This window comes from Lysinibacillus sp. Bpr_S20 (assembly GCF_023337835.1).
Lineage (GTDB): Bacteria > Bacillota > Bacilli > Bacillales_A > Planococcaceae > Lysinibacillus.
In genome coordinates, this window is sequence record NZ_JALNLQ010000005.1 from 14,680 (window position 1) to 39,417 (window position 24,738).

Consider the following 24,738-nt stretch of genomic DNA (forward strand, 5'->3'; position numbering starts at 1 on the left):
GATAGAGGAACGATTAAGAATTCGAGGAGTGTTGACATGATACGTGACCGTGGATCAATGAAGTGGACGGCGATGATGCTTCCTGAGCATCTTGGCCTCATTAGAGAGTGGAAGCAAGAGCAGTTTTACGATAAAAAGAGAGAATTAACCGAGTGGGAGTTAGAGGAAATAGAACAGACGATACAACGTGCTTTTAAAATGCAAAAACGGATTACGTTAACGCTGTGGAGCAACAATCATTTACAAGACGAGACAGGGCTAGTTACAGGAACTGATACAGTCAAAAAGGAATTGTTACTAGAGACGGATGTAGCTATCAAACGTATTGCACTTGATGAAATCCAAGACGCAAAGATGGTGGATGTTGATGATTAATGGTGGGGATCGCAGTGTATTGTATGAGTTTATTAAATTAGATATGGCCATCAGGTCATTACAGCAAGACTATTCATCACTTGAAAAGTTAAAAATGTCCAAAGTCTACATCCGTATTGTAGAAGATTTATTAAAAGATATAAGAAATGATTTTTACAATAAAAGACGATTTCTAGCTAATAAAAATATTGCTGTTGTGAAATGGGTTAAAATTGATGAATATTTCAGCGATGTAATCGTCAAAACAGCAGGCGAAGATGAAGTGCTTCGTTATGCCAATCAAGCTCTAAAAGCACAGGTAGAGGAGCTTATTCATAGCCGTATAAACAAATTCTTGTAGAATATCAAATTTGCATGCAAAGAATTTTATGCCATTTGACTATAAGTGAAAATAAAAAAGTAGCTTTAAATAATTAAATATACAAAAAAGCTGTGAAGAGATTTTTCTTTATAGCTTTTTTGCATTTAAACATGAATACATATGGTTACTATTTGTTTGTAGTGTTTATTCATGATTTAAAGGTTCTAGAAGATTACATCTACTTTAGAAGAAACGATAGTTCATTCTATTAATCTAAATAATCAGATTATTATTGCAACACGGAAAATTTCGTGATAGTATTAATAAAACGTTTTACTAAAACGTTTTATTAAAGAAGGGAATGAAAAAATTGAGAAATAAACGAATTGCAACGATAGGTGATGCAATGGTCGTTTTTAATCCATCTAAAACAGGTCCTCTACGATTCGTTCCTTCCTTTGAGCGAGCGGTAGGTGGTGCAGAATTAAATTTTGCAATAGGTATTACACGTTTAGATATGGAAGCAAAATGGATTAGTTGTATTGGAGACGATGAATTTGGCAAGCTGATTTATAATTTTGCCCGTGGCGAAGGTGTTGATGTATCACATGTAAGACAAACACCACATATACCAACTTCTATTTACTTCAAAGAAATTAGGGAAGGAGGTGCAGGTAAATCGTTTTATTATCGCAATCCATCACCTTTACTTGAGTTAACGGAAGAACATTTAGATGAGACAGTACTGGATGATGTGGATTTATTACATATTAGTGGTGTGTATTTAGCGGTCTGTGAACATAACATTAACGTCGCATTGAAATTAATTGGTTTAGCTCAGGCAAAAAATATTCCTATATCCTTTGATCCGAATTTACGATTAAAGTTATGGACTATAGAAGATGCCCGTGCAGTATACGAAAAAGTGTACCCATCAATCAATCTCCTTCTAGCAGGACAGGATGAATTTGAACTTTTATTTGAAGGGCGTACAGTCAAAGACGTTCAAGAGAGTTACAAAATAGATGAAATTATTATTAAAAAAGGTGAACATGGAGCCTCAGTTTATACAACTACTGAACAGTATGAGCGAGAAGCATTTTCCGTTCATGCGATTGATACCGTTGGAGCAGGGGATGCGTTTGATTCAGCTTATGTATATAGCTATTTAAATGGTTATGATATTCCGGAAAGGCTGCGTTTAGCAAATGGTGCGGGAGCACTTGTAGCGATGATTAAAGGAGATAATGAGGGTCTTCCATCATTACGAGAATTAAAGCAATTTATCGGTGATGAAAAACTAATTGAGCGTTAGGAGTTGTCAGGAATGCAAAAAATCGAAATTTTGAAAGCGTTATCAGATGCAAAAGTTGTAGCCGTCGTTCGAGGAAGCTCACCTGAAGAAGCAACAGAAATTTCAAAAGGTGCAATTGCAGGTGGCATTCGAGCAATTGAAATAACGTATACCACGCCTTTTGTAGGAGAAACATTTAAAGCGTTACGTAATTGTGATGCATTAATTGGTGCTGGGACGGTATTGGATGTTGAGACTGCGCGCCACGCGATTTTAAACGGTGCGAAGTTTGTTGTTAGTCCAAGCTACAATGCTGCCATTGCAACAATTTGTAATCGCTATAGCATACCGTATTTACCAGGTTGTATGACGATTACAGAGATGGTGACAGCTCTTGAAGGTGGAAGCGACATCATTAAATTATTCCCGGGAAATCAATTTGAGCCAAACTTTATTAAGACCGTTAAGGGGCCGTTACCACATGTAACGATTATGCCTACGGGCGGTGTTGGTTTGGCTAATATGAACGAATGGTTAGAAGCGGGGGCAGTCGCGGTTGGTATTGGTAGTGATTTAAATAAAGCATATAAGAAAGATGGTTATGCGGGCGTTGTTGAACGTGCAAATGCATATATAGAAAAATTATCAAACTAGGAGGTAATTAATATGAATATGACGTTTAGATGGTATGGTCGTGGCAATGATACAGTGACATTAGAAGAAGTGAAGCAAATTCCGAATGTGAAAGGAATTGTATGGGCACTACATCACCTACCAGCCGGAGAAGTATGGACAAAAGGTGCCATTCAACAAGAAGTCAATTATATTCAATCTTTCGGATTCCATACAGATGTTGTGGAAAGTGTTAACGTACATGAAGACATTAAATTAGGACTACCGACTCGTGATAAATATATTGAGAACTATAAGCAATCGATTCGTAATCTTGGCGAGAATGGCGTGAAAGTAATCTGTTATAATTTCATGCCAGTATTCGATTGGACGCGTACAGACTTATTCCATCCTTTAGAAGATAGCTCAACTGCCCTTTATTTCGATAAGGAAAAAGTAATGAATTTAGATCCTCAGGAACTTGTGAATGAAGTAAGTGCTTCTTCGGATTTAACGCTTCCAGGATGGGAACCAGAACGATTAGCCCGACTTTCAGAATTATTCGAGCAGTACAAAGAAGTAGATGAAACCAAGCTTTGGCAGAACTTAGCCTACTTTTTACAAGCAATTTTACCAGTAGCAGAAGAATCAGGTATTCAAATGGCGATTCACCCAGATGATCCACCGTATTCAATCTTTGGTTTGCCACGAATTATTACGGGAGCAGAAAGCTATGAAAAGTTAATCAGAATTTCAGATTCAATGGCGAATAGTTTTACGTTCTGCTCAGGTTCAATGGGTGCAGATCCACAAAATGATATGGTAGCTATTGCTGAAAAATATGCATACCGTGCTCCATTCGCCCATATTAGAAATGTGAAAATCTTGGAGAATGGTAGTTTCTTTGAAACTTCACATTTTACATCGGATGGTTCAATAGATATTAAAAATATTGTCCGTACATTAAATCAGCAAAACTTTGAAGGCTATGTACGCCCAGATCATGGTCGTCATATTTGGGGAGAGCAGTGTCGTCCAGGTTACGGCTTATATGACCGAGCACTTGGCATTATGTATTTAAATGGTCTTTGGGATGCTTATGAAAATCTAAAGAAATAGGTGAAGTGTATGAAAGCATTACAAGTAATCAAACCTTTTGAAATGACTTTAATTGATGTAGCAGAACCAGTGATAACAAAGCAATCAGATGTCCTTGTCCAAACAGAATATGTTGGCATTTGTGGCTCAGATATGCATATTTATCACGGCTCGAATCCATTAGCGACTTTGCCTCGTGTACCAGGGCATGAAGTTGTTGGACGCGTGTTAGACATTGGCCAAGGGGTTCAAGGATTAAAAGTTGGCGACAAAGTCGTTGTTGAACCAATCCGTTATTGTGGTGAATGTTATGCTTGCCGCAAGGGACGACCAAATGTCTGTGAAAAATTATCTGTTTTTGGTGTGCATGAAGATGGCGGTATGCGTGAGCGTTTTGTTGTTTCTGAAAAGCAACTACATAAAGTAGCAGACCGAACATCTTTTGAAGAGGCGGTATTAATCGAGCCGTATACAATTGGCGCACAAGCAGTATATCGTGGTGAATTGCAGGCCGGTGAGACGCTATTAATTCAAGGAGCAGGACCGATTGGCATTTGTATTTTAAAGATGGCTAAATTAATGGATGCTCGTGTCATGATCTCGGATTTAGATGATTCTAAGCTTACTTATGCAAAGGAACTTGGTGCGGATGAAATTGTTAATGTGAAAGAACAAGATTTATTAGAAGCTGTTGATAGATGGACAGATGGAGAAGGGGTTAATGTATCAATTGATGCGGTATGTATTCCACTAACGTTTAAGCAGTCTATTGATGCAGCTTCAGTTGCTGGAAGAGTGGTTGTACTTAGTTTTGCAGAAGAATCAACTGAGCTCACGCCACTACCAATTACGAAAAAAGAATTGTCGATAAAAGGATCACGTTTGCAAACGTTCCAATTTGAAAACGTAGTGCAGCTTGTAGATACTGGAAAGCTACAACAACAAGGTTTAATTACACATACTTTTTCATTACATGAAGCAAAAGAAGCCTTTCAATTTATCGAGAAAAATCCAAATGAAATACGTAAAGTCATTTTAAAAGTAGGTGAGTAGGGTGCATGAAGCTTTACAAAATAAAGTAGCTGTTGTTACAGGTGGTAGTGGTGTTCTTTGTTCTGAGATGGCAAAGGAGTTGGCAAAACAAGGAATGCGAGTGGCTATTTTAAATCGTACAGCCCAAAAAGGAGAAGCAATCGTCCAATCGATTAAAGAAAATGGTGGAGAAGCGATTAATTTTCCTGCTGATGTTTTGAATAAAGAGTCATTAATAGCAGCACGACAAGCAATTTTACAGCAATATGGTCAAATTGATGTGCTAATTAATGGAGCGGGGGGCAATCATCCAGATGCCATTACTGCTGATGAAGTATATAAAGAAGAATCTATTACACCAAATTTCTTTGAATTAACGCCAAGCGGTTTTGAAAGCGTATTCTCGAATAATTTTACAGGAACATTTTTAGCCGTCCAAGTTTTTGGTGAAGCATTGCTGAAAACGAAGGGGACAATTATTAATATTTCATCCATGAGTTCCTTTGCACCTATGACAAAAGTGCCTGCATATAGTGCGGCAAAGGCAGCGATTAATAACTTTACACAATGGATGGCTGTTCATTTTGCAGAAGCGGGTTTACGTGTTAATGCTATTGCACCTGGATTTTTTATTACCGAACAGAACCGTAATCTTTTGCTTACAGAGGATGGCTCATTAACAGCACGTTCAGAAAAAATCATTGCAGCTACACCACAAAAGCGTTTCGGAAAACCACAAGATTTATTAGGAACATTATTATTTTTAGCTGATGATACATACTCAGCATTTGTCACTGGTGTAACGATTCCTGTAGATGGTGGATTTATGGCCTACTCAGGGGTTTAACGAAGGGAAATATTACAAATATTAGGGGTGAAATATATGAAACAACAAGGTATTTTTGGGGATGGCAAAACTGTTGTTATTATTATGTTGTTTTTAGCTGGTGTCATTAACTATTTAGACCGCTCGGCATTATCGATTGCGGCACCATTTATTCAAGAAGATATTCATCTAACTTCGACACAATTAGGAATTATCTTTAGTAGTTTCTCTGTTGGATATGCGATTTTTAACTTTTTAGGTGGGATGGCATCCGATAGATTTGGTGCAAAGTTAACCTTATTTGTAGCGATGATTGTATGGTCTTTATTCAGTGGAGCAATGGTATTAGTCGTTGGATTCGCTTCATTGATAATTGTTCGTATCGTCTTTGGTATGGCGGAAGGGCCATTATCATCAACCATTAATAAAATGGTGAATAACTGGTTTCCCGCAGATAAGCGTGCTTCTGTAGTGGGATTAGCCAATAGTGGTACGCCACTTGGTGGAGCCATTGCAGGTCCAATTGTTGGCTATATTGCATTAGCATATGGCTGGAAATATTCATTTATTGCGATTATGATCCTCGGATTTGTTTGGGCAATTGTATGGTTTAAAGTGGTAAAAGAAAAGCCAAAAAACGTGGACATTGAAGAACCAATAGCCAATTTAGAAATTGCAGCAGATGAAATCAATCATAGTCGTGGCCTATCTTACTATTTAAAACAATCAACAGTATTATTTACGGCCTTTGCGTTTTTTGCCTATAACTATATCCTATTCTTTTTCTTAACTTGGTTCCCAAGTTATTTAGTAGAGGCTCGTGGCATGGCTGTTAAAGATATGAGTATCGTGACTGTTATTCCGTGGATTTTAGGATTTTTAGGTTTAGCATTGAGTGGAATTGTATCGGATTTCATTTATAAACGCTTTATGAGTAAGGGTGTTTTATTCTCTCGTAAAGTTGTGCTAGTTACATGTTTATTCTTAGCAGCTGTATCCATTGGTTGTGCAGGTATTGTAACAACAACAGTTAGTGCTGTTGCGCTTGTTGCTACCTCTGTTTTCTTCTTATATTTAACAGGTGCTATTTACTGGGCAATTATTAATGACGTTGTGGAATCAAAATATGTTGGATCTGTTGGTGGCTTTATGCATTTCTTAGCAAACACAGCTGGTATTATTGGGCCAACTTTGACAGGTTTCCTAGTAGATAAAACAGGAACATTCTCTGCAGCATTCTTGCTTGCAGGCGGTTTAGCAGTCATCGCGTCATTAGCAGTTATTAAATTCGTTACACCAATTGTTCATAATGAAATAGCTTATAAATAGAAAGGGTGGATTCAAATGAACAATCAATCATTTATTAAAATTCATCCGATGGACAATGTTGCCATAGCCTTGAGTGATCTTCCTCAAGGCTTTTTACTTCCATTGGATGGGACAGAAATAACTTTACAGCAACAAGTACAACGTGGGCATAAAATTGCCATCACTACTCTTTCTAATGATGAACATATCATGAAATATGGTTTCCCAATCGGTCATGCAACAAAAGAAATTCCAGCGGGTAGTTGGGTTCACTCACATAATATGAAAACCAATTTATCGGGTGAATTAAGCTATGAATTTAAACCGAAAGCACATCCCGTAGCTACATCTCGTCATGCACAACGCACGTTTAAGGGTTATCGTAGAACAGATGGACAGGTGGGTGTACGAAATGAAATCTGGCTTATTAATACAGTCGGGTGCATTAACAAAGTAGCTGAAAACTTGGCAAAGCTAGGCAATCAATTATTGAACGCTGACAATTTTGACGGTGTACAGCATTTTGCTCATCCATATGGTTGTTCTCAACTCGGCGATGATTTAACGTATACACAAAAAATCTTAGCTAATTTAATTCACCACCCAAATGCAGGGGCAGTTATTGTATTAGGGCTGGGGTGTGAGAACAATTATATTGAATTATTTAAGAAAACAATCGGTCATTATGATGAACATCGCGTAGCGTTTTTAAATATTCAAGAATCAGCAGATGAAATGGAAGAGGGTCAACGATTGCTTGAAAAAGCATTTGAATATGCGACGACATTTGAACGACAAGAGGTATCCATTTCGGAGTTGAAAATCGGATTGAAATGTGGTGGTAGTGATGGTTTCTCTGGTATTACAGCTAATCCAATGATTGGAGTATTTTCTGACCAGTTGATTTCTGCAGGTGGAGCAACCGTGTTGACGGAAGTTCCAGAAATGTTTGGTGCTGAACAGATTTTAATGGAACGTGCAAAAGATGCATCTGTTTTTAGGGATATCGTGCATTTAGTAAATGACTTTAAACAGTATTTTATTAAATATAACCAACCTATATATGAAAACCCATCTCCAGGAAACAAAGAAGGTGGTATTACAACATTAGAAGAAAAGTCACTTGGCTGTATTCAAAAAGGGGGATTCCAAGAAGTAAAAGAAGTGCTTGATTATGGCGACCGTATGACAACAAAGGGGCTACATTTACTAAATGGCCCAGGTAATGATCTTGTATCAACAACGGCTCTTGCCTCAACAGGTTGCCAAATTGTTCTTTTCTCAACAGGGAGGGGAACGCCGTTTGGAGGACCAACACCAACTGTCAAAATTTCAACAAATACACCCCTTTATGAACGCAAAAAAAATTGGATTGACTTTAACGCAGGGCAATTAGTGGAAGGTAAACCGATAAATGTATTAGTCGATGAATTTATGGATTATATATTAGCGCTAGCTTCAGGAGAAGTGCATACGAATAATGAAAAATATGGATTTAAAGAAATCGCTATTTTTAAAGATGGCGTTACTATGTAGGAGAGAAATAAGATGAAGCATCCTATTAAAATTATGCAAATAGGTGACGGAAATTTTATGAGAGGCTTTTTTGACTTAGCAATTGAAAAACTACAAGTCCCTTTTAGTATCGTTTCAGTCGCAGCAACAGAAAGAGGAAAAACGGTAAGGCAGTTAGAAGAACAACAGTTGCAATTTACAGTGAAGGAACGAGGGTTAAAAGATGGTGAGGTGGTAGAAGAAGAAACTATCGTTAAAGCTATTCAAGATACCATTAATCCATATAAAAATTGGCATGGATTTTTACAATATGCACAATCTGAAACACTAGAAATGATTGTTTCTAATACGACTGAGGCAGGAATTTATTACGAGAATATCCCTTTTCCTACTGCTTGTCCAACAAGCTATGCAGCAAAATTAACGGTATTCCTAAAACATTATTACGATCATTTTCAAGGTGAAAAACAATTGGCCATCGTTCCTCTTGAATTGATCGAACAAAATGGTAAAACATTAAAAAATATATGTCTGCAACATGCCAAAGACTGGGCTTTCCCTACAGCATTTCTTGAATGGCTTGCTACTTTAGCTTTTTGTAATACACTAGTAGACCGTATCGTAACAGGTTATCCGCTAGATTATAAGGGGGAAGATGCCCTATATACGGTTTGTGAACCCTATTTTTTATTTGTGATTGATCAGAAAGAACCTTTTAAACATTGGCCAACAAGTCTTGAATTACCTTTTGTCTTTGATGATTTAGACATGTATCGCAAACGCAAGGTCGCCATTTTAAATGGTAGTCACATTTTACTTTCTGCATTTGGCAAGATTTATAATTATAAAACTGTAAGAGAGGCATTTTCTAATGCAGGTATTCGAGCCTTTATCGAAAAAGTAACAAATGATTTTACACAACGATTTCAAGTGGATGAAGACTATCAGCAAGATGTTTTTGAACGTTTTTTAAATCCATTTATAGAGCATCACTTATATGACATTCAATTAAATGAGTTATCAAAGTGGCAAGCACGTATTGCACCATTTGCTGAGACGGAAATATATTATCAAGCTTTAGCAATAGGTATATTTACAATGAATCCAACACGTTTTTCCATTCGTGAATCTGATAATGTTATTGAAAAATTGACAGAAATCCATGAACAATTTGAGCAAGGACAAGCAGAGCAAATGCAACAATTTATCGAGCAGTATTTCCAATGTGATGCAGCAGAAGTTATTAAACAATTATCAACAATTAATAGATTATTGGAGGAAATAGCATGCGACAATTGATAATAAATGAACCGTTTAAAATGATACAACGTGAGGTAGACAAGCCAAGTATTGAAAAAAGCCATGATGTTCTATTGAAGATAACACATATCGGTATATGTGGAACAGATACACATGCTTTTGCAGGTGAACAGCCATTCTTTAGCTACCCACGTGTTTTAGGTCATGAACTGGCAGCTATTGTGGAAGAAGTCGGAGAAGCAGTTAATGATATTCAAGTAGGGGATCGTGCAACAGTTATTCCGTACATCTATTGTGATGAGTGTGTTGCATGTCGCCGAGGTCAAACGAACTGCTGTAAATCGCTGAAAGTATTAGGCGTACATATGGATGGTGGTATGGGTGAGTATATCGTAGTCGATGAAAGTATTGTGATTACTGATAATGCAGTGTCAGGCGATCAATTAGCCATTGTTGAACCTTTAGCTATCGGTGCTCATGCGGTACGTCGTTCAGAGCTAACAGAGAATGATATGGTACTAGTCATTGGTGCAGGTCCAATTGGGTTAGGAGCGGCACGCTTTGCTAAATTACGTGGAGCAAAAACAATTTTAATGGACTTGAATGAGGAACGTCTCAAAGAAGGTCAGGGATGGTCGAAAGCGGATGACGTGATTGTTGTAAATAATGAAGTAATGGCTCAGCTTTATGAAAAATTTAATGGTGAATTGCCAACCGTTGTATTTGATGCAACAGGCAATCAACAATCAATGGAATCTTCGTTCCAGTACGTAGAAAATAGCGGAACACTAGTGTTTATTGGCTTAATGAAGAAGACGATTACATTTAACGATCCTGAATTTCATTCAAAAGAGTTAACATTAAAAAGTAGTCGTAATGCAACATTAGAAGATTTTAAGACAGTTATGAACTATATACGATCAGGAGACATAAAGAAAGGCTATGTAACGAAAAAAATTGGATTTGATGAAGCGATTTCTTACTTTGAGGCAAAACAATACAACATGAATAAAGCACAAATTTATTTTAAGTAATGAGGAGGATTTCAATGAATATTTCCGTACCAGCATTAAAAAAATTAGTTGTTCGAAAGTTTACAGCTCAAGGTGTTGACATAGAAACAGCTGCACAAGTAGCGGATGTTTTGATTTATGCAGATTTACGGGGTGTAAGTTCTCATGGTGTAATGCGTGTGGAGCATTATATAACACGTTTGAAAGCAGGCGGAATTACGAAAAGCCCCAATTTTTCAGTCGAAAAACGAGGCACAAATCATCTTATTTTTAAAGGGGGTCATGGTTTCGGACATGTCATTTGTAAGGAAGCAATGGATGAAACCATTAAAATAGCAAAAGAACATGGCTCATGTACAACCATTATTCAAGAAAGTAGCCATTGTGGGGCGCTCGGCTATTTCCTTGAACAAGCAACAAGTGAAAATTTAATTGCTATTATGTGCTCTCAAACAGACTCAGCAGTTGTACCTTTTGGTGGAAAAGAGCCGTATTTTGGAACAAATCCAATAGCTTTCGGTTTTCCAACTGACGAAAAGCCAATCATTCTGGACATGGCGACAAGTAATGTAGCACTCGGTAAAATTTTATATGCACGTGAAAAAGGTGAGGCGATTCCGAATACATGGGGAGTTGACGCACAGGGGGCACCAACCACAGACCCTCACCAAGTAAAATCTTTAACACCGTTTGCAGGACCAAAAGGATATGGTTTGGCACTAGTAGTAGACGTACTTTCTGGCATTTTAGCAAGTGCAGCTTTTGGTCCGCATATTTCAAAAATGTATGGCGATTACGAGCAAAAACGTAATCTAGGACAATATTTATATGTATTAGATCCAACTATTTTTTGTGATGTAAAACAATTTAAGGCAAGTGTCTCACAAATGGTTCATGAATTACATGATGCTCCAACGGCACTAAATTTTGACCAAGTACTTGTTCCAGGTGAGATTGAACAAAAACGTAGTGCAAATACAATAGAAAAGGGTATTGATTTACCAGAACAAGTGTATAACTATTTGAATTGTTAATTTAACTACTAAAATATGTTATGCTACATAATACCAAGGAGAGTTTTCATATTTATAGGTAGGAGATTGATTTTAGTGAAAAAAACAACAATTGCCGATGTTGCGCAATATGCAAACGTTTCCAATAGCACCGTATCGCAATATCTGAATAAGCGATATGAATATATGAGTGTAGAAACTCGTAAAAAAATTGAAGAAGCTATTGAAGCATTGCAATATCGTCCTAATTTAATGGCTCGTAGTTTAAAACAGAAATCCACCTTTACTATTGGTGTTATCGTAGCAAATATTATTCATGATTTTTCTACAAAAATTATAAATGCACTTGAAGCAGAGTTTGATAAAGAAGGCTTCCATATGATTGTTTGTAACTCTGCGGATAATCCACAAAAAGAGAAGAAACATGTCGAAACTTTACTTGAAAAACAAGTAGATGGCATGATTGTTTTCCCAACGGGAGAAAATAAGAATCTATATGTAAGACTTCATCAACAAGCAATGCCAATCGTTTTTATCGACCGTTTTTTAGAAGGAGTAGACATTCCTGCTGTTTTGCTTGATAATTTTTCTGCAATGGATATGGCAGTTGAGACATTTCGAAAACAACCATTGGCTATTGTAACAACATCTTTAACCTTACCGATTACTCCTCGTGTCGAACGTCTAGAAGGATTTCGTCAAGCTTTAAGAAATAGAAACCTCTTCATTGATGAACGCTATATTAAAAATGGCGAGCCTGCTAAAATGGAAGAGGTTTTCAATCAATTATTTGCATTGGAACAACCGCCTAAAGGAATAATTGCGGCGAATGATCGTATTTTTCAAGAATTAATGATCTATATAAAAAAGCGAAACTTGCACGTACCTAACGATTTACAAGTGATAGCGGTTGATGATGTGCCATATGCAAAGTTTACACATCCTTCTATCACAACATTGGAACAACCTATTTTACCAATGGCTCAAAAATCGGCTTCAATTCTCTTAGCAAAAATCAAAAAAGAACATATAGCCAATGATCAAAAATTATATCGCTTTAATCCGATATTAATTCAACGAGATTCGACTAACTAAAAAAGGCAATCCAAAAGCTATAGAAAATAGCTAGGAGTAACTTTTGTACGGATGAAATGGCAGCTCGTAAAAAAGGAGAAGTGTAACATTGGAGACATAGGAAGAGAACTAACTTATCTCCATTCTTTTTAATGATGATGATTTGTCAAATTAAGGAAACAACTGCTCATTACAAGCCTCATTTGCAGTTTTCCAACCAAGACATTTTCTTGGTGTACCAATGTTAAATCTCCCCCTTAAACAAATAAAATGGCAGAAGAACACCTTATGGCGATGGGGGATATACGTTTAAAGGTTGAATATCGAATTAAAACAAAAAACACTCTTTTACGCCAATAATCGAATGTTGATTGCAGAACTTTGTAAATTAATTGTGCATGCACACATGTTATCACTATTCCGAGAATATAATAGAACAAATGCCATGTGCAAGTTACGCTTTTAATTACAATTATTAAAAAATTAGGATGGATACGAAGGAGTGTAAAATTGTCGATTTTAAATCCTCAATACGCATTTTTAAAGGCTGATTTTCATAATCCTAATTTAACTCAAGCAGAACAGCAAGTTGAGAATATTTCTGAAGGGGTACGGAAAAATAATGAACTCGTAGGAAATACAAAAATAGCATTGAACATAATACCACCTAATGTATATATAAAATTACACTGGATAATAGGATGCCTCTTATTGATACCAATAGATATTTATTGTGTTACGGCTTTGGTGGTAACTAAATTCTTATCATAATACAATCAAGTAAATCTCCATCAACATCGTATATGTTACCACATATACCTCGCACCGCTATAAAGCAAAGGCGCGGTTGGAGTTAGTATAGAGACTAATGTAGAACGAATTCCTATTATGGGAATTCGCTTTTTTAGTTTTTGAACTTATGGAGCAGCGACAGCGTTCTTTTAGAAGGTAATAAAAATATTATGTAAACTATATAAGGAAATAGGGGCAGACAGAAAAAATCACCCATGTCATGACGAGTGATTTCTAAAAAAAAAACTATTAGATGGCTAGATTCATTACAAGCTGCTCGCCAATACGACCCATTCTTCTTTCCCCGTTATCGACAAAGCCCACTTTTAAATATAAATTTTGAGCCGGAATATTTTTATGATTAACGACTAAAACGACTTCATTACAATCTTTAAAATGGCTTTTTATAAATTCAGGCAGTGCCAACATCCCTTTTTTGGCATACCCATGTCCTTGTTGTTTATGGTCAATAGATAATGCAGTCAGTAACATTGCTTTTGGATTAGTAGAGTACTCTTTTACTCTTTCCGTTGCGTGCAGGACAAAAAATCCAACAGGAACATGGTCACTCAAAATAACAATCGGATATTGTCCAACCATTTCTATAGAAATCTCTTTTGGAAGGGCAGTAAATTGACTTTGTTCTTCCGGAAGGTCAAAGTCATTCAAACTATCCACATACTCTTCAGAGAAATGTACTAATTCAATGGTGCTCGTTTTTTGCATAAAATTGCCTCCTTTTTTTATTATTCTAATACCGGAACAAATGTTCGTCAAGAGGCTTGGTTTATAAATGATATGATTCAGCTTTAATTTCATAGTGGAAGATGGTAAGCAACTCGTAATGACTGGTATGTCAATACTAAACTGGAGGAGTGCTGTTCCTTGAATCCCACTGAATTCATTCTTAACAAATTTTACAAAGAGGGGCCGCCACCTTTGTAGGGATAGTTTTATATCGATTGGTTGCTATTAACATCAAGCGTTAATCATCTTACTCTTAAGACTTTAAGATTTTTATAGTAAGAAAGAATTATTTTATAAAGAACAAATTTCAACTTTAATGTATACTTAATGGTATATATTAACTTTTAATATTCATACTAAAAACAGTGGTATCTTACAATGATTTAACTATTTTTTTATACATATATTTAATAGCATTATTTCAAACGTTTGTTCTTGCTTTATTAAGTGGACTTTAGGAGGAATGTATATGGCTGATTGTAGAACACAATTCAGTAAGTTTCACGAGAATATAAAACTTAAAAAAGAAAATGAGATTTTACAGCAAACAGATTACGAATTCAGCGTTTTTAACCAGGGTTCTTATGCTATGCATACCGAAAGTCTCTTTCTAGGAGAATTGCGATGAAAGTAGATTGTTTAATTGTTGATGATGAGATTGCTTTAGCTGAAACAACTTGTGAATATTTTAATATGTTCGAAGTCAAAACGGCTTTTGTGGCAAGTGCAGAGGATTGCGAGTTATTTTTGAAAGAACATGAACCATCATTGATTCTTCTAGACATCAATCTCGGTAGTGAATCGGGGTTTGATTTATGTAAAAAATTACGTAAAATTACGCAGATTCCGATTTTATTTATAAGTGCTCGTTCCAGCGATGACGACGTTCTAATCGCACTTAACATAGGTGGGGACGATTACATTCAAAAACCATATACACTAAGCATATTATTAGCCAAAGTAAAAGCAGTACTCAAAAGATATGGCAGTGGTTCTACCCAACAGGAGGTTTTAGAATTTGGTCAAATTCAGATTGATACAAAACTTCATCGTGTTCGAGTAAAGGGTATTGATATTCAGCTAAAAACAATGGAATATAAGCTTCTGTATTATTTGGTAAATAATAAAAACCGTATCATTACTAAAGATGAATTGTTTCAACATGTATGGGGAGATTCTTTTGTAGGGGATGGGACACTGAATGTGCACATTCGGCATTTACGTGAAAAGATTGAAGAAAATCCAAAGGACCCGCAATTTATAAAAACGGTTTGGGGAACAGGATATGTGTTAGAGGACACGAAGCGATGAGAATAAAATTGCTTAGTGCCTTGTTTTTGGTTATTTTTGTTGCAGGAATTACTGCCCCAATAATGATGATTAACAATAAAGATATTTCAGAAGTGAATATTGTAGCCATTAATGATTTAGTTAAAACCGTCGAAAAAAATTGGGGACAAATTAATAATGAAACACTTAATAACAGCGGCTTTCAACAACCATTCATAATTATAGATAATTTAGAAAATGTCATTTATCAAACACCGGGTATTCAGTTTATTAATATCTATGATGCCATCAAAAATAGAGATTCGATTATTGATGTGATGCAAAATGATGAGGTTGCAGGGAAAATTATTATCCGCAATAACGAAAAAGACATAGTGCAAGAAATGAAAAAGGAACTGGTTACATCTTTCAGTTTAATAGTTGGTTTATTAATGATTATTAGTATTATTTACAATGTCTATATTTACAGAACGTTATTGAAACCTTTTATGCAGCTTAAGCATTTCGCTGCGGATGTTGCTAGGGGTAATCTAGATGTTCCTTTAAATATGAATAAAAATAATTATTTTGGTGCATTCACGGAAAGCTTTGATCTATTACGTGAAGAGCTTTATGCTGCCCGTCAAAGAGAGTATGAATCCAACCGTAGTAAGAAAGAGCTTGTGGCCACATTAAGTCATGATATTAAGACGCCTGTTGCTTCAATAAAGGCAGTAAGTGAATTGATGCTTCTGCAGGCAAGGGATGAAAAAGTCATGAAGCAAGTGAATACAATCTATTCGAAAGCAGAGCAAATTGACTTACTTGTTACCGATATGTTTCATGCCACTTTGGAAGAACTGCAACAGTTACAAATAACGGTCATCGAAGAATCGAGTGAAGTACTTGTTGATATGATTGAAAATGTAAATTACGATAATCAAATCATCTATGATTCAATTCCACAATGTATTATTTTAACGGATTCTGTACGTATGCAGCAGGTAATAGACAATATTATCAGTAATTCGTATAAATATGCAGGAACGAAGGTCACTATTCAGTCCCAAATCCAGCAGGGATATCTTGAACTTCACATCATGGACTTCGGGTCCGGAATTAGCGAAGAAGAATTACCTCTACTGTTCAATAAATATTACCGAGGAACAAATATCGGAGGCAAGAATGGTTCAGGACTGGGTCTCTATATATCGAAGTATTTCATGGAAAATATGTGTGGCCAAATTAGCTGTTACAATGGGCATGATGGCTTTATCGTAGTATTGAAAATCAAGCTTGCATGATAATTAAGAATTAGTTAATAATTGCACAAAGATTTCATAAGAATTCATTTTGTATGATAAGACTGTAATCTTCATTACGGTCTTTTTTCTTTGATTTGCAAATTCAAACATGAGCTTAATAAAGGGAGAGTGCTAAACAACATGACAAAGACAATTATCAAAACGGAGAAGTTGTGTAAAACCTTTTCCAGCGGTGGAATTCAACAGCATGTATTGAAAAATCTAGATATCAGTTTAATAGAAGGGGATTTTACAATCATAATGGGTAGTTCAGGGTCTGGGAAGTCCACTCTACTTTACGCAATGAGTGGAATGGATAAACCGACATTAGGCGAAATCGATTTTGCTGGTAAAAATTTAGCTAAATTAAACAATGACCAGCTAGCGATATTTAGAAGGAATAATTGTGGCTTTGTATTTCAACAAATTTATTTACTGGATAATATGAGCGTACTCGATAATGTACTGGCAAGTGGTCTTTTAGTAAATAAAAATAAGCGTGAACTCGTAAAAAAAGCGAAAGAACTATTAAAACAAGTAGGGATTCATGAAAACGCATGGTCTAAATTTCCGACACAGCTTTCTGGTGGGGAGGCTCAACGAGTTGGAATTGTTCGAGCATTAATTAACAATCCGAGAATACTTTTTGCCGATGAACCAACTGGTGCATTAAACTCTGCATCTAGTGATAGTGTGTTAGATGTTTTAACAGATGTAAATCGAAATGGGCAAAGCATCGTCATGGTCACGCATGATATGAAAACAGCATTGCGGGGAAATCGAATTTTATATTTGCGAGATGGCGTAATTTGCGGTGACTTGCAGTTAGGCGCGTTCAGTGAGAAAGAGCATGTCGAGCGTCATGAAAAGCTCGGGGCTTTCCTTGCAGAAATGGGGTGGTAAGGTGAAAATCATGAATTTAGCCCTTGCAAATATTAGGAAAAGTAAATCTGCAACAGCTTCCTTATTTACATTTATTTTAGTGGCTGCGCTACTACTGAATATAGGTCTAATGGTCATTACTCAAATCAATACATTTTTTGATAGTAAAGTTGAACAATTAAAAGATCCTCACGCAATAATTGTGATGGATTATCCAAGTTATAATTCAAGCTATGGAGAATTTATAACGAAATATCCTGGGGTGACAGAGTCAGAAACAGAAGAAATTATTAATATGGACATTGCCAAATTTAATTTTGGTGATAGTGTATTAGCTAATCGTATCGCTATTTTTAATGCAGATAGTCATCGTAATATCGGGGCGTTGAAGTTGGTTGAAAAACTAAACACTGCAAGTGCTAATGATATTTTTATTCCTTACATACTTAAAACAAATGGTGGTTATGAGTTAGGTGAAGACTTTACCATCACCTATCAAAACAAGCACTATAAATATCGAATTGCTGGATTCTTTGAAACAACAATGATGGGTACGAGTAACATTGGAATCATGGAATTCATGCTACCAGCCAGGGCTTATCAAACGTTAGCTAATGAAGTAGACAAAGGATTGATCATATCTGCAGTGATGGAAGACAAAACACAATCTACAAAGTTACTAAATGATTTTAGTAAGGAGTTTCCTCAATCAACAGAAGCGACTTCATCTATTGGGGCGTTAGATATTGAAAAGGTGAAAAGTGTAAGCACATTAACCATTAACATCATCGCTATGATATTAGTAGCTTTTGCAGCCATTATCGTGCTTGTTTCACTGATTGTCATTAAGTTTCGTATATCAAATAGCATTGAAGACGACATGACGAATATAGGCGTACTGAAAGCAATTGGTTATACAAGTAGACAAATTCTATCGTCAATTATTTTACAGTTTGTTTTAATTGCTTTTAGTGCAAGTATTGTAGGGGTTGCATTGTCATATTGTCTTATGCCTATCATAGGGAGCATTATTTCATCTTTATCTGGATTAATATGGTATCAGGGATTCAATATGACGATTAATGTAGTCAATATATTCATTATTGCTTTTTGTGTTGTCATTGTTGCATTAATTTCTGCCTTCCATGTTCGAAAAATTCAACCTATTATGGCACTTCGAGGAGGCATTCAAACGCACAGTTTTAGAAAAAATTATTTTCCATTGGAGAATACGGGAGGTGGGCTTCATTTTTTACTTGCTATTAAATCGATGCTGTCAAATGTAAAACAAAACATCATGATACTGTTAATTATGATCGCATTAACATTTGCATCCGTTTTTTCAGTGGTGCTTTTTTACAACATTGCTTCAGACAAAACCGCATTTATTAACCTATTTGGCGCAGAACCGGCAAATGTGATGATAACGGTTAGGCCAGATGCTGATACAACAGAACTTTTGAGTAACATTAAACAAATGGACCAAGTAAATAAGGTCACTATTTTTGATAAAATTACAACAAAAATTGATCATCAAACGGTAGATACGTATGTTACGAAAAATTATAATCAGTTAGAAAATAATATTGTTTACGAAGGTCGTCAGCCAAAATATGATAATGAAATAGCCATCTCCTGGGTTGTATCAAATCAAATTAATAAAGGCATTGGCGATACAGTTGAAGTAGAATATGGGACTAAAACAGCTAGTTTTCTAGTAACAGGCCTCAGCCAATCGATCGGTAATTTAGGACAAATAACCTCATTAACGATGGATGGCATTCAGCAATTACAGTCGGATTATAAGGGCACGACCCTTTATGTATATCTAGATGGACTATCAAATCAACACTTTATTGAAGACGTTCAAGAACAGTACGGAGATAATATAGTAGAGACGTTAGACATAGATAAAATTATAGAGAGCCAAACAGGTATGTATACAGCTGCAGTGTTTGCAGTTATGATAATGGTTCTGACAATTACCGTTCTCGTTGTTGTAATGATTCTGTATCTGATCATCAAAACGATGATTATTAAGCGTAAGAAAGAGTTGGGCGTAATGAAAGCAATAGGCTACTCAACCATTCAATTGATGCATCAAATTTCCATTAGCTTTGTGCCCGTGATTATTACGGGAGTGGCCATTGGTGGTATATTAGGATATTTTTATACAAACCCTATGCTTTCTGTATTACTTTCAAGTGCAGGTGTGAAACGTTTAGATTTTATCGTCCATTTACCGACTATTCTAATGCTTTGTGTCGGCATTCTTATTTTAGCCTACATTGTCTCAATGCTCGTATCCTTAAAAATTAAGAAAGTTTCTGCATACGGTTTAATTTCAGAATAATTATGCATAGGTTCTAATGAATAGGGGGATATGAGAATGAGCTTAAGGGTGGAAAAATTGGATTTGCAAAAGGCGGATATATCAGGGTCTAAGTGGCAGGAGGTTAGAGGTGAGGAGCTTGATATTGATAATGTCAGCTTGGCAAAAACGAAAATTAATAACGTAAATATGAGTGAAATGACTTTGAATGATGTTAATATGAGTGGAATTAAAATCTCGGACGCAAACTTTAGCCACGCTATTATTGCCACGTCCATCTGTTTGGAACAGAGTTTCATAATGTGGTTCTTCCTATGGAGGGGGACGGAAATTATCATCCTGATGGGCAATATAAACCAGTAAGTTTTCAAAACTGTAACCTTTCTAATGGGCAATTAAGAAATTGCGATTTATCAAATGTTGAGATTACTGATTGTGACATTACTGGATTGAAAATAAACGGTATCTTAATTTCAGATTTAATCAAGGACAAATAAAGGAAGTGCGGCTGCTTAAGCAGCCGTTTTTTATTTAATACAAGAAAAGAGACTTATATTAAAGTTAGGTGATAAATTTAAAAAGTTGGGTGATAAATTAGAAAAGTTAGGTGATAAACTCACCAAGAGGCTGAGACAAAACTGCCTAGAACCCTAAAAAGCACTAGAAATCAATTTTTGACGTTGATTTCTAGTGCTTTTCTTTTGTAGATATACGGAGCGGAAGCACATGAGCTCCGCTGATTGATTGGATAAAAATATTATGTAAACTACATAGAGAAAATTTAAAGAATCCAATTAGAATATACAGAAGAGTATGTAATCCGTACCATTTCATACTTTCTTTAAACATATGATTGTCAATAAAAATCATATGTTTAGGCTCCAATCCCTTCTGGTGCCATCAGAGAAAAAATCACTCATAACATGACGAGTGATTTTTGAAAATTTATATTTATAATGTTTAGATAGTTAAGATCCCTCGAATTGTGACGGTAGCGGCTCCTGCAACTTTGATGACTGGTTCTGATTCGTTTGGAATAACAGTCACATAAAGAGTTCCAGGTCTTCCTATCGCATTGCCTTGAGCGATTGTAAGATAGGTGATTTCACCTTGAGGAATAATGCCTTCTAAATAGAGGAAGCCTGCTAATGCACCATTTGCTGCACCAGTTACAGGATCCTCTGGTATGCCAATCCCTGGTGCAAAATCTCTTGTATATAGTTCATATTCTTGCAAGTTAGTAAAAGTATAAAGATGTGTCGTGCTGATTTTATGCTCTTTATTATGTTTTCCTAACGCCGTTAAGTCAGGTACTGCATTGTCGATATCGATTTGATCTTTTATTGGAACGAGTAAATGCCAGACACCAGTATTCGCCAGTTTGATTGGGTAAGTTAAATCAATGCTTTCGGTATGGACGCCGATCAGTTGACTAAGCTCTTCCATATCAATATTGATATCTTGTGTTTTTGGTGTTACTTGCGTCATTTCCACATTAATAACTTTTCCGTTTTCCTTATGCCATACAACCGGTACTCTACCGATATTCGTTTCTAGCACTATACCTTCCTTTTCCTCAGCAAGACTAAACTCAGTAGCCAAAAGCCATGTTAATCCAACAGTTGCATGTCCGCAAAAGTTGACTTCTTCAGTAGGAGTGAAATATCTTACTTTATAATCTATCTCTTCATTATTGGAAGGTAGTATAAATACGGTTTCCGGTAAATTTAATTCTTTTGCGATACTTTGCATCTCAACTTCGGATAATGTATCAGCATCCGGCACGACGCCAGCAGTATTACCGCCAAATTTTTCTGTTGTAAATGCATCTACATGATAAACTCTAATATCTCTCATCTTATAAACTCCTTGCTAAACTATTATTATTCCATCCGTAAGGTGTTTTCGCTTAAAGTTTCTGAATTTTTAAATTTGTTATAATATAAGAATACTACAGAATGCGATTTAGTAAAGGGTGAATTTTTTTATTAATTGTAGAATTCTAATCTGAATTAACGTCATAGCTTAAAACAGTCTCTTACGGCTTTTATCTGAGGAACAACATTATCAGAGTTATTTAAAAAAATCAAAGCAAAAAAGCTAATATTAAATAAAAATATTATGTAGACTAGAGGCTTGGTATATAAATGCTATGTAGATAGTGAAATATAGTCAGCAACAAGAATAAATTTAAGGAAATGACAAATAAATTGGGAGGAATGAAAAATGGTTTTACTGAAATATGAAGTCGAGGAAAACGAGCTAACGATGTTAAAAGAAGTTTATCAATCAGTAGGGTGGATGAAACATGACGAACAGATCATAAAAAAAGTTTTCAATGCAAGTACGCATCAAGTTTTCGCAGTAAAAGATCATCAAATAATAGGTTTTGCGAGGGCACTTTCAGATGGTGTCTTTAATGCTGCAATTTATGATGTTGTCGTACATAAAGACTATCAAGGAAGAGGCATTGCCAGAACGCTTTTAGAGGACATCATTCAGCGATTAGAGGATGTTTCTTGTATTCAGTTAATTGCAACAACAGGAAATGAACCTTTTTATGAAAAGATTGGCTTTAAAAAATTGAAAACGGGTATGGCTATTTACAAAAATCCGCAACTAGCCGAGGAATACTTGGAAAGTGATAATAAAATGACAAAAAAGCTGTAGCGTACGGTATCGCTACAGCTCATTTACTTAGGTTAGTCAGTAACAAGATTATATCATATTATTGTGAAAACTAAAAATAACAGCAGCAATATTGGCGCATAAAGATATTAAATAACTTTTGGGATGTCAATCACAAAAGAAGTAATTTGAACCAAGATGGAAGAAGGGGAGTTTATAATGCTTTATCCGTATAGAAATGACGCTAGAAAAACGCTAATTCCTTATTTAAAATCGCTAGATGAAAAATTTTGGTTTATACAATCCGATACTTATCCAAACACACTTGCTTGGAATATTGCTCATATTGCAAGTAGTGAGGATTATTGGATAAATGAAATTGCCATGAAAAATACATGTATGTTAAACCTAAACGAAAAAAATTCAGCCAAGGAAATATTGGATGGTTATATTCAGATAAGGCATTATACTGATGAAATTTTACATTCGATAAGCCTATCTGAGCTAAATACATTAATTGACGTACCAAACTTTAATGATGGATGGAAACCTCCTTCAGAACCAACGTTGAACTGGGTATTTAATCATGTATATATGCATGAAACTTATCATATCGGACAAATTGCACTTATAGCTCATCTTAATGGATTTCAAAAACCATTATTTTAGAGATGTAGAATAATAATGAATAATGTAACCAGAAGTAAGAATACTGCTGAATTTGTAGTAGAGGCAGAGGTTTTAAATGTAGGTTTTTTACCAATCGATTGAACTTCATGCCACAAATTTTTTTGTAACAAAAGTACAACGGTAATTACAAATGAAATTATTCAATAAATTTGTCCTTGAATCTCTAGTAGCGTCACCTTTTATGATGAATTTAGTTACTCAATTCAAAAGGTAACAATCAAAAAAAGCTATTGGAGGAACAGCACAATGAAAAAAGAGAGTTTATTAAATAGAGGATTGGCAAGTTTAATGCATCTGTTCTCACTATTATTAACCTTTATTTTACCAATATTGGTATACTTAGTATCGAGGAATAAGAATAATTATTTTGCTGACCATGCAAAAGAAGGGATGAACCTTCACTTTACTTTCTTCCCGTTTTTTTTGTTATTAACTTTTATTTCTAAAAAATGGAGCGCAGTTTCAATGGTTTCTTTTGCCCTTATTATTCTTGAAACAATCCTAATTTTAATTGCTGCAATTTATACTTTAAATGGAAAAAAGTTTTCTTATCCCGTTATACGTTACTTTAAAGTCAATCATTAAGGAGAGAATAATGTGGGGAAAGGTATATTTACGATAGGTGAACTTGTACAAAAGTCTGGCGTAAGTATTAGAACACTACGCTATTATGACAGTATAGACCTACTGAAACCAAGTGATTATACAGAGGGTGGACATAGACTATATACTGCAGAGGACCTATCTACTTTACAAAACATTAAGTCATTACAGTTTCTAGGCTTGTCTCTAAAGGAAATTAAAGACATGATGCAAAAAAACAAGATTAAAGGTGAAATTATCTTAAAATCTTTAAACGATCAAAAAAAGTTGTTTGAAGCAAAAAAACTTGAAATCAACAATATATTATCTGATTTAAACCATCTTATTGAAACAGTGAAATATGAGGAAATCATTAATATCGAGATATTTTGTGCCATGCTACAAAAATTAATGTTTGCTGAAAACACCAAAACATGGTTTAAAGAACACTTTTCAAAAGATATAACTGATGAATTATTTAGTATAAATAAATCTGAGGAAATCGATTTAGATAGAAAATGGACTAAAGTTTTATCGGAAATTAAACATTTAACGTATACAAACGCTATACCTTCTTCAAAAGAAGCTCAAGAAACAGTTAGAACACTACTACATCTTATGAATGAAACCTTGAAAGGAAATTTAGATTTAGTTGAAAAAAAGCTGCCATTTACAGAAACATTCAAATTTCCAAATCCTTTTACAGAACAGGAGCAGATATTTTTAAAAGAAGCAATAAGTATATATCAAAATAATTGTCAGGAAACGGTGAAGAATTAAAGTATAACAAG

26 protein-coding genes are annotated in these 24,738 nt (G+C 35.4%); 24 read left to right on the plus strand and 2 right to left on the minus strand.

The genetic code is table 11. The features are described 5' to 3' along the window. The first annotated feature begins 36 nt into the window (after positions 1-36). The 14 genes from MWJ95_RS13745 to MWJ95_RS13810 all read left to right on the plus strand — a co-directional run bounded on the left by MWJ95_RS13745 (position 37) and on the right by MWJ95_RS13810 (position 13,492). Entirely contained in the window at positions 37-375 is a 339-nt protein-coding gene (locus MWJ95_RS13745) for a YolD-like family protein (RefSeq protein WP_249074505.1), read from the plus strand. After that, positions 368-715: a YhjD family protein gene (locus MWJ95_RS13750; protein ID WP_249074506.1), complete on the plus strand. Its 348-nt coding sequence runs from the start codon at positions 368-370 to the stop codon at positions 713-715. Before MWJ95_RS13745 ends, MWJ95_RS13750 begins: the two co-directional genes overlap by 8 nt. Before the next feature lie 322 nt (positions 716-1,037). Next, the gene (locus MWJ95_RS13755; protein WP_308221930.1) at positions 1,038-1,991 is read left to right on the plus strand and encodes a sugar kinase; all 954 of its coding nucleotides are present in this window, start codon (positions 1,038-1,040) and stop codon (positions 1,989-1,991) included. A gap of 12 nt (positions 1,992-2,003) precedes the next feature. Beyond that, on the plus strand, positions 2,004-2,624 hold the full coding sequence (locus MWJ95_RS13760; RefSeq protein WP_249074508.1) for a bifunctional 2-keto-4-hydroxyglutarate aldolase/2-keto-3-deoxy-6-phosphogluconate aldolase: 621 nt from the start codon (positions 2,004-2,006) through the stop codon (positions 2,622-2,624). Positions 2,625-2,636: 12 nt separating this feature from the next. Then, on the plus strand, positions 2,637-3,701 hold the full coding sequence (gene uxuA / locus MWJ95_RS13765; RefSeq protein ID WP_249074509.1) for a mannonate dehydratase: 1,065 nt from the start codon (positions 2,637-2,639) through the stop codon (positions 3,699-3,701). A gap of 9 nt (positions 3,702-3,710) precedes the next feature. After that, on the plus strand, positions 3,711-4,733 hold the full coding sequence (locus MWJ95_RS13770) for a zinc-binding alcohol dehydrogenase family protein (RefSeq protein ID WP_249074510.1): 1,023 nt from the start codon (positions 3,711-3,713) through the stop codon (positions 4,731-4,733). Further along, a complete protein-coding gene (locus MWJ95_RS13775; protein WP_249074511.1) occupies positions 4,726-5,559 on the plus strand; it encodes an SDR family oxidoreductase in 834 nt (277 codons plus the stop codon). Before MWJ95_RS13770 ends, MWJ95_RS13775 begins: the two co-directional genes overlap by 8 nt. Positions 5,560-5,595: 36 nt before the next feature. Next, the gene (locus tag MWJ95_RS13780) at positions 5,596-6,867 is read left to right on the plus strand and encodes an MFS transporter (protein WP_249106092.1); all 1,272 of its coding nucleotides are present in this window, start codon (positions 5,596-5,598) and stop codon (positions 6,865-6,867) included. A gap of 15 nt (positions 6,868-6,882) precedes the next feature. Beyond that, the gene (locus MWJ95_RS13785; RefSeq protein ID WP_249074512.1) at positions 6,883-8,382 is read left to right on the plus strand and encodes a UxaA family hydrolase; all 1,500 of its coding nucleotides are present in this window, start codon (positions 6,883-6,885) and stop codon (positions 8,380-8,382) included. Positions 8,383-8,394: 12 nt separating this feature from the next. Further along, complete coding sequence (locus MWJ95_RS13790; protein WP_249074513.1) at positions 8,395-9,660, plus strand: mannitol dehydrogenase family protein; 1,266 nt, start codon at positions 8,395-8,397, stop codon at positions 9,658-9,660. Further along, complete coding sequence (locus tag MWJ95_RS13795) at positions 9,648-10,655, plus strand: zinc-binding alcohol dehydrogenase family protein (protein ID WP_249106095.1); 1,008 nt, start codon at positions 9,648-9,650, stop codon at positions 10,653-10,655. The genes MWJ95_RS13790 and MWJ95_RS13795 overlap by 13 nt, the downstream gene beginning before the upstream one ends. A gap of 14 nt (positions 10,656-10,669) precedes the next feature. Continuing rightward, positions 10,670-11,668: an ureidoglycolate dehydrogenase gene (gene allD / locus MWJ95_RS13800; protein ID WP_249106098.1), complete on the plus strand. Its 999-nt coding sequence runs from the start codon at positions 10,670-10,672 to the stop codon at positions 11,666-11,668. Between the two features lie 75 nt (positions 11,669-11,743). Further along, positions 11,744-12,742, plus strand: a complete 999-nt coding sequence (locus tag MWJ95_RS13805) for a LacI family DNA-binding transcriptional regulator (protein ID WP_249106100.1) — start codon at positions 11,744-11,746, stop codon at positions 12,740-12,742. Positions 12,743-13,231: 489 nt separating this feature from the next. After that, on the plus strand, positions 13,232-13,492 hold the full coding sequence (locus MWJ95_RS13810) for a hypothetical protein (RefSeq protein ID WP_249074517.1): 261 nt from the start codon (positions 13,232-13,234) through the stop codon (positions 13,490-13,492). Positions 13,493-13,762: 270 nt separating this feature from the next. On the opposite strand, the gene MWJ95_RS13815 is transcribed toward MWJ95_RS13810, so the two are convergent. After that, positions 13,763-14,239 carry a GNAT family N-acetyltransferase gene (locus MWJ95_RS13815; RefSeq protein ID WP_249074518.1) on the minus strand — a complete coding sequence of 159 codons (477 nt, stop codon included), beginning with the start codon at positions 14,237-14,239 and terminating at the stop codon, positions 13,763-13,765. Positions 14,240-14,884: 645 nt separating this feature from the next. Between MWJ95_RS13815 and MWJ95_RS13820 the strand changes: the two genes are divergently transcribed. From MWJ95_RS13820 to MWJ95_RS13845, 6 genes are all read left to right on the plus strand, one after another. Continuing rightward, on the plus strand, positions 14,885-15,571 hold the full coding sequence (locus tag MWJ95_RS13820; RefSeq protein WP_249074519.1) for a response regulator transcription factor: 687 nt from the start codon (positions 14,885-14,887) through the stop codon (positions 15,569-15,571). Continuing rightward, positions 15,568-16,833, plus strand: a complete 1,266-nt coding sequence (locus MWJ95_RS13825; RefSeq protein ID WP_249074520.1) for a HAMP domain-containing sensor histidine kinase — start codon at positions 15,568-15,570, stop codon at positions 16,831-16,833. Before MWJ95_RS13820 ends, MWJ95_RS13825 begins: the two co-directional genes overlap by 4 nt. Before the next feature lie 141 nt (positions 16,834-16,974). Beyond that, entirely contained in the window at positions 16,975-17,736 is a 762-nt protein-coding gene (locus MWJ95_RS13830; protein ID WP_249074521.1) for an ABC transporter ATP-binding protein, read from the plus strand. 10 nt (positions 17,737-17,746) lie between these two features. Continuing rightward, complete coding sequence (locus tag MWJ95_RS13835) at positions 17,747-20,068, plus strand: ABC transporter permease (RefSeq protein ID WP_249106549.1); 2,322 nt, start codon at positions 17,747-17,749, stop codon at positions 20,066-20,068. 36 nt (positions 20,069-20,104) lie between these two features. Beyond that, entirely contained in the window at positions 20,105-20,410 is a 306-nt protein-coding gene (locus MWJ95_RS13840) for a pentapeptide repeat-containing protein (protein WP_249106102.1), read from the plus strand. Then, complete coding sequence (locus MWJ95_RS13845; protein WP_249106105.1) at positions 20,362-20,544, plus strand: pentapeptide repeat-containing protein; 183 nt, start codon at positions 20,362-20,364, stop codon at positions 20,542-20,544. The genes MWJ95_RS13840 and MWJ95_RS13845 overlap by 49 nt, the downstream gene beginning before the upstream one ends. A 463-nt stretch (positions 20,545-21,007) precedes the next feature. Here MWJ95_RS13845 and MWJ95_RS13850 read toward each other — a convergent pair whose 3' ends face one another. Further along, complete coding sequence (locus MWJ95_RS13850) at positions 21,008-21,904, minus strand: PhzF family phenazine biosynthesis protein (RefSeq protein WP_249106108.1); 897 nt, start codon at positions 21,902-21,904, stop codon at positions 21,008-21,010. A 369-nt stretch (positions 21,905-22,273) separates the two neighbouring features. Between MWJ95_RS13850 and MWJ95_RS13855 the strand changes: the two genes are divergently transcribed. The 4 genes from MWJ95_RS13855 (at position 22,274) to MWJ95_RS13870 (ending at position 24,727) form a co-directional block, all read left to right on the plus strand. Next, positions 22,274-22,717, plus strand: a complete 444-nt coding sequence (locus tag MWJ95_RS13855) for a GNAT family N-acetyltransferase (protein ID WP_249106110.1) — start codon at positions 22,274-22,276, stop codon at positions 22,715-22,717. A gap of 177 nt (positions 22,718-22,894) precedes the next feature. Further along, positions 22,895-23,344, plus strand: coding sequence for a DinB family protein (locus MWJ95_RS13860; RefSeq protein WP_249074525.1), 450 nt, complete (start codon positions 22,895-22,897; stop codon positions 23,342-23,344). A gap of 267 nt (positions 23,345-23,611) precedes the next feature. Beyond that, a complete protein-coding gene (locus MWJ95_RS13865; protein ID WP_249074526.1) occupies positions 23,612-23,950 on the plus strand; it encodes a magnetosome magnetite crystal formation protein family in 339 nt (112 codons plus the stop codon). Positions 23,951-23,962: 12 nt separating this feature from the next. Further along, positions 23,963-24,727 (plus strand): MerR family transcriptional regulator, encoded by a 765-nt coding sequence (locus MWJ95_RS13870; RefSeq protein WP_249074527.1) that lies wholly within the window; start codon positions 23,963-23,965, stop codon positions 24,725-24,727. Positions 24,728-24,738: the final 11 nt, after the last annotated feature.

Bases quoted from the DNA above. Each gene is read 5' to 3' on its own strand.
- MWJ95_RS13745 (WP_249074505.1), top strand. From the start codon at position 37: ATGATACGTGACCGTGGATCAATGAAGTGGACGGCGATGATGCTTCCT.
- MWJ95_RS13750 (WP_249074506.1), top strand. From the start codon at position 368: ATGATTAATGGTGGGGATCGCAGTGTATTGTATGAGTTTATTAAATTA.
- MWJ95_RS13755 (WP_308221930.1), top strand. From the start codon at position 1,038: ATGAAAAAATTGAGAAATAAACGAATTGCAACGATAGGTGATGCAATG.
- MWJ95_RS13760 (WP_249074508.1), top strand. From the start codon at position 2,004: ATGCAAAAAATCGAAATTTTGAAAGCGTTATCAGATGCAAAAGTTGTA.
- uxuA (WP_249074509.1), top strand. From the start codon at position 2,637: ATGAATATGACGTTTAGATGGTATGGTCGTGGCAATGATACAGTGACA.
- MWJ95_RS13770 (WP_249074510.1), top strand. From the start codon at position 3,711: ATGAAAGCATTACAAGTAATCAAACCTTTTGAAATGACTTTAATTGAT.
- MWJ95_RS13780 (WP_249106092.1), top strand. From the start codon at position 5,596: ATGAAACAACAAGGTATTTTTGGGGATGGCAAAACTGTTGTTATTATT.
- MWJ95_RS13785 (WP_249074512.1), top strand. From the start codon at position 6,883: ATGAACAATCAATCATTTATTAAAATTCATCCGATGGACAATGTTGCC.
- MWJ95_RS13790 (WP_249074513.1), top strand. From the start codon at position 8,395: ATGAAGCATCCTATTAAAATTATGCAAATAGGTGACGGAAATTTTATG.
- MWJ95_RS13795 (WP_249106095.1), top strand. From the start codon at position 9,648: ATGCGACAATTGATAATAAATGAACCGTTTAAAATGATACAACGTGAG.
- allD (WP_249106098.1), top strand. From the start codon at position 10,670: ATGAATATTTCCGTACCAGCATTAAAAAAATTAGTTGTTCGAAAGTTT.
- MWJ95_RS13815 (WP_249074518.1), bottom strand. From the start codon at position 14,239: ATGCAAAAAACGAGCACCATTGAATTAGTACATTTCTCTGAAGAGTAT.
- MWJ95_RS13820 (WP_249074519.1), top strand. From the start codon at position 14,885: ATGAAAGTAGATTGTTTAATTGTTGATGATGAGATTGCTTTAGCTGAA.
- MWJ95_RS13825 (WP_249074520.1), top strand. From the start codon at position 15,568: ATGAGAATAAAATTGCTTAGTGCCTTGTTTTTGGTTATTTTTGTTGCA.
- MWJ95_RS13830 (WP_249074521.1), top strand. From the start codon at position 16,975: ATGACAAAGACAATTATCAAAACGGAGAAGTTGTGTAAAACCTTTTCC.
- MWJ95_RS13835 (WP_249106549.1), top strand. From the start codon at position 17,747: ATGAATTTAGCCCTTGCAAATATTAGGAAAAGTAAATCTGCAACAGCT.
- MWJ95_RS13840 (WP_249106102.1), top strand. From the start codon at position 20,105: ATGAGCTTAAGGGTGGAAAAATTGGATTTGCAAAAGGCGGATATATCA.
- MWJ95_RS13845 (WP_249106105.1), top strand. From the start codon at position 20,362: ATGGAGGGGGACGGAAATTATCATCCTGATGGGCAATATAAACCAGTA.
- MWJ95_RS13850 (WP_249106108.1), bottom strand. From the start codon at position 21,904: ATGAGAGATATTAGAGTTTATCATGTAGATGCATTTACAACAGAAAAA.
- MWJ95_RS13855 (WP_249106110.1), top strand. From the start codon at position 22,274: ATGGTTTTACTGAAATATGAAGTCGAGGAAAACGAGCTAACGATGTTA.
- MWJ95_RS13860 (WP_249074525.1), top strand. From the start codon at position 22,895: ATGCTTTATCCGTATAGAAATGACGCTAGAAAAACGCTAATTCCTTAT.
- MWJ95_RS13865 (WP_249074526.1), top strand. From the start codon at position 23,612: ATGAAAAAAGAGAGTTTATTAAATAGAGGATTGGCAAGTTTAATGCAT.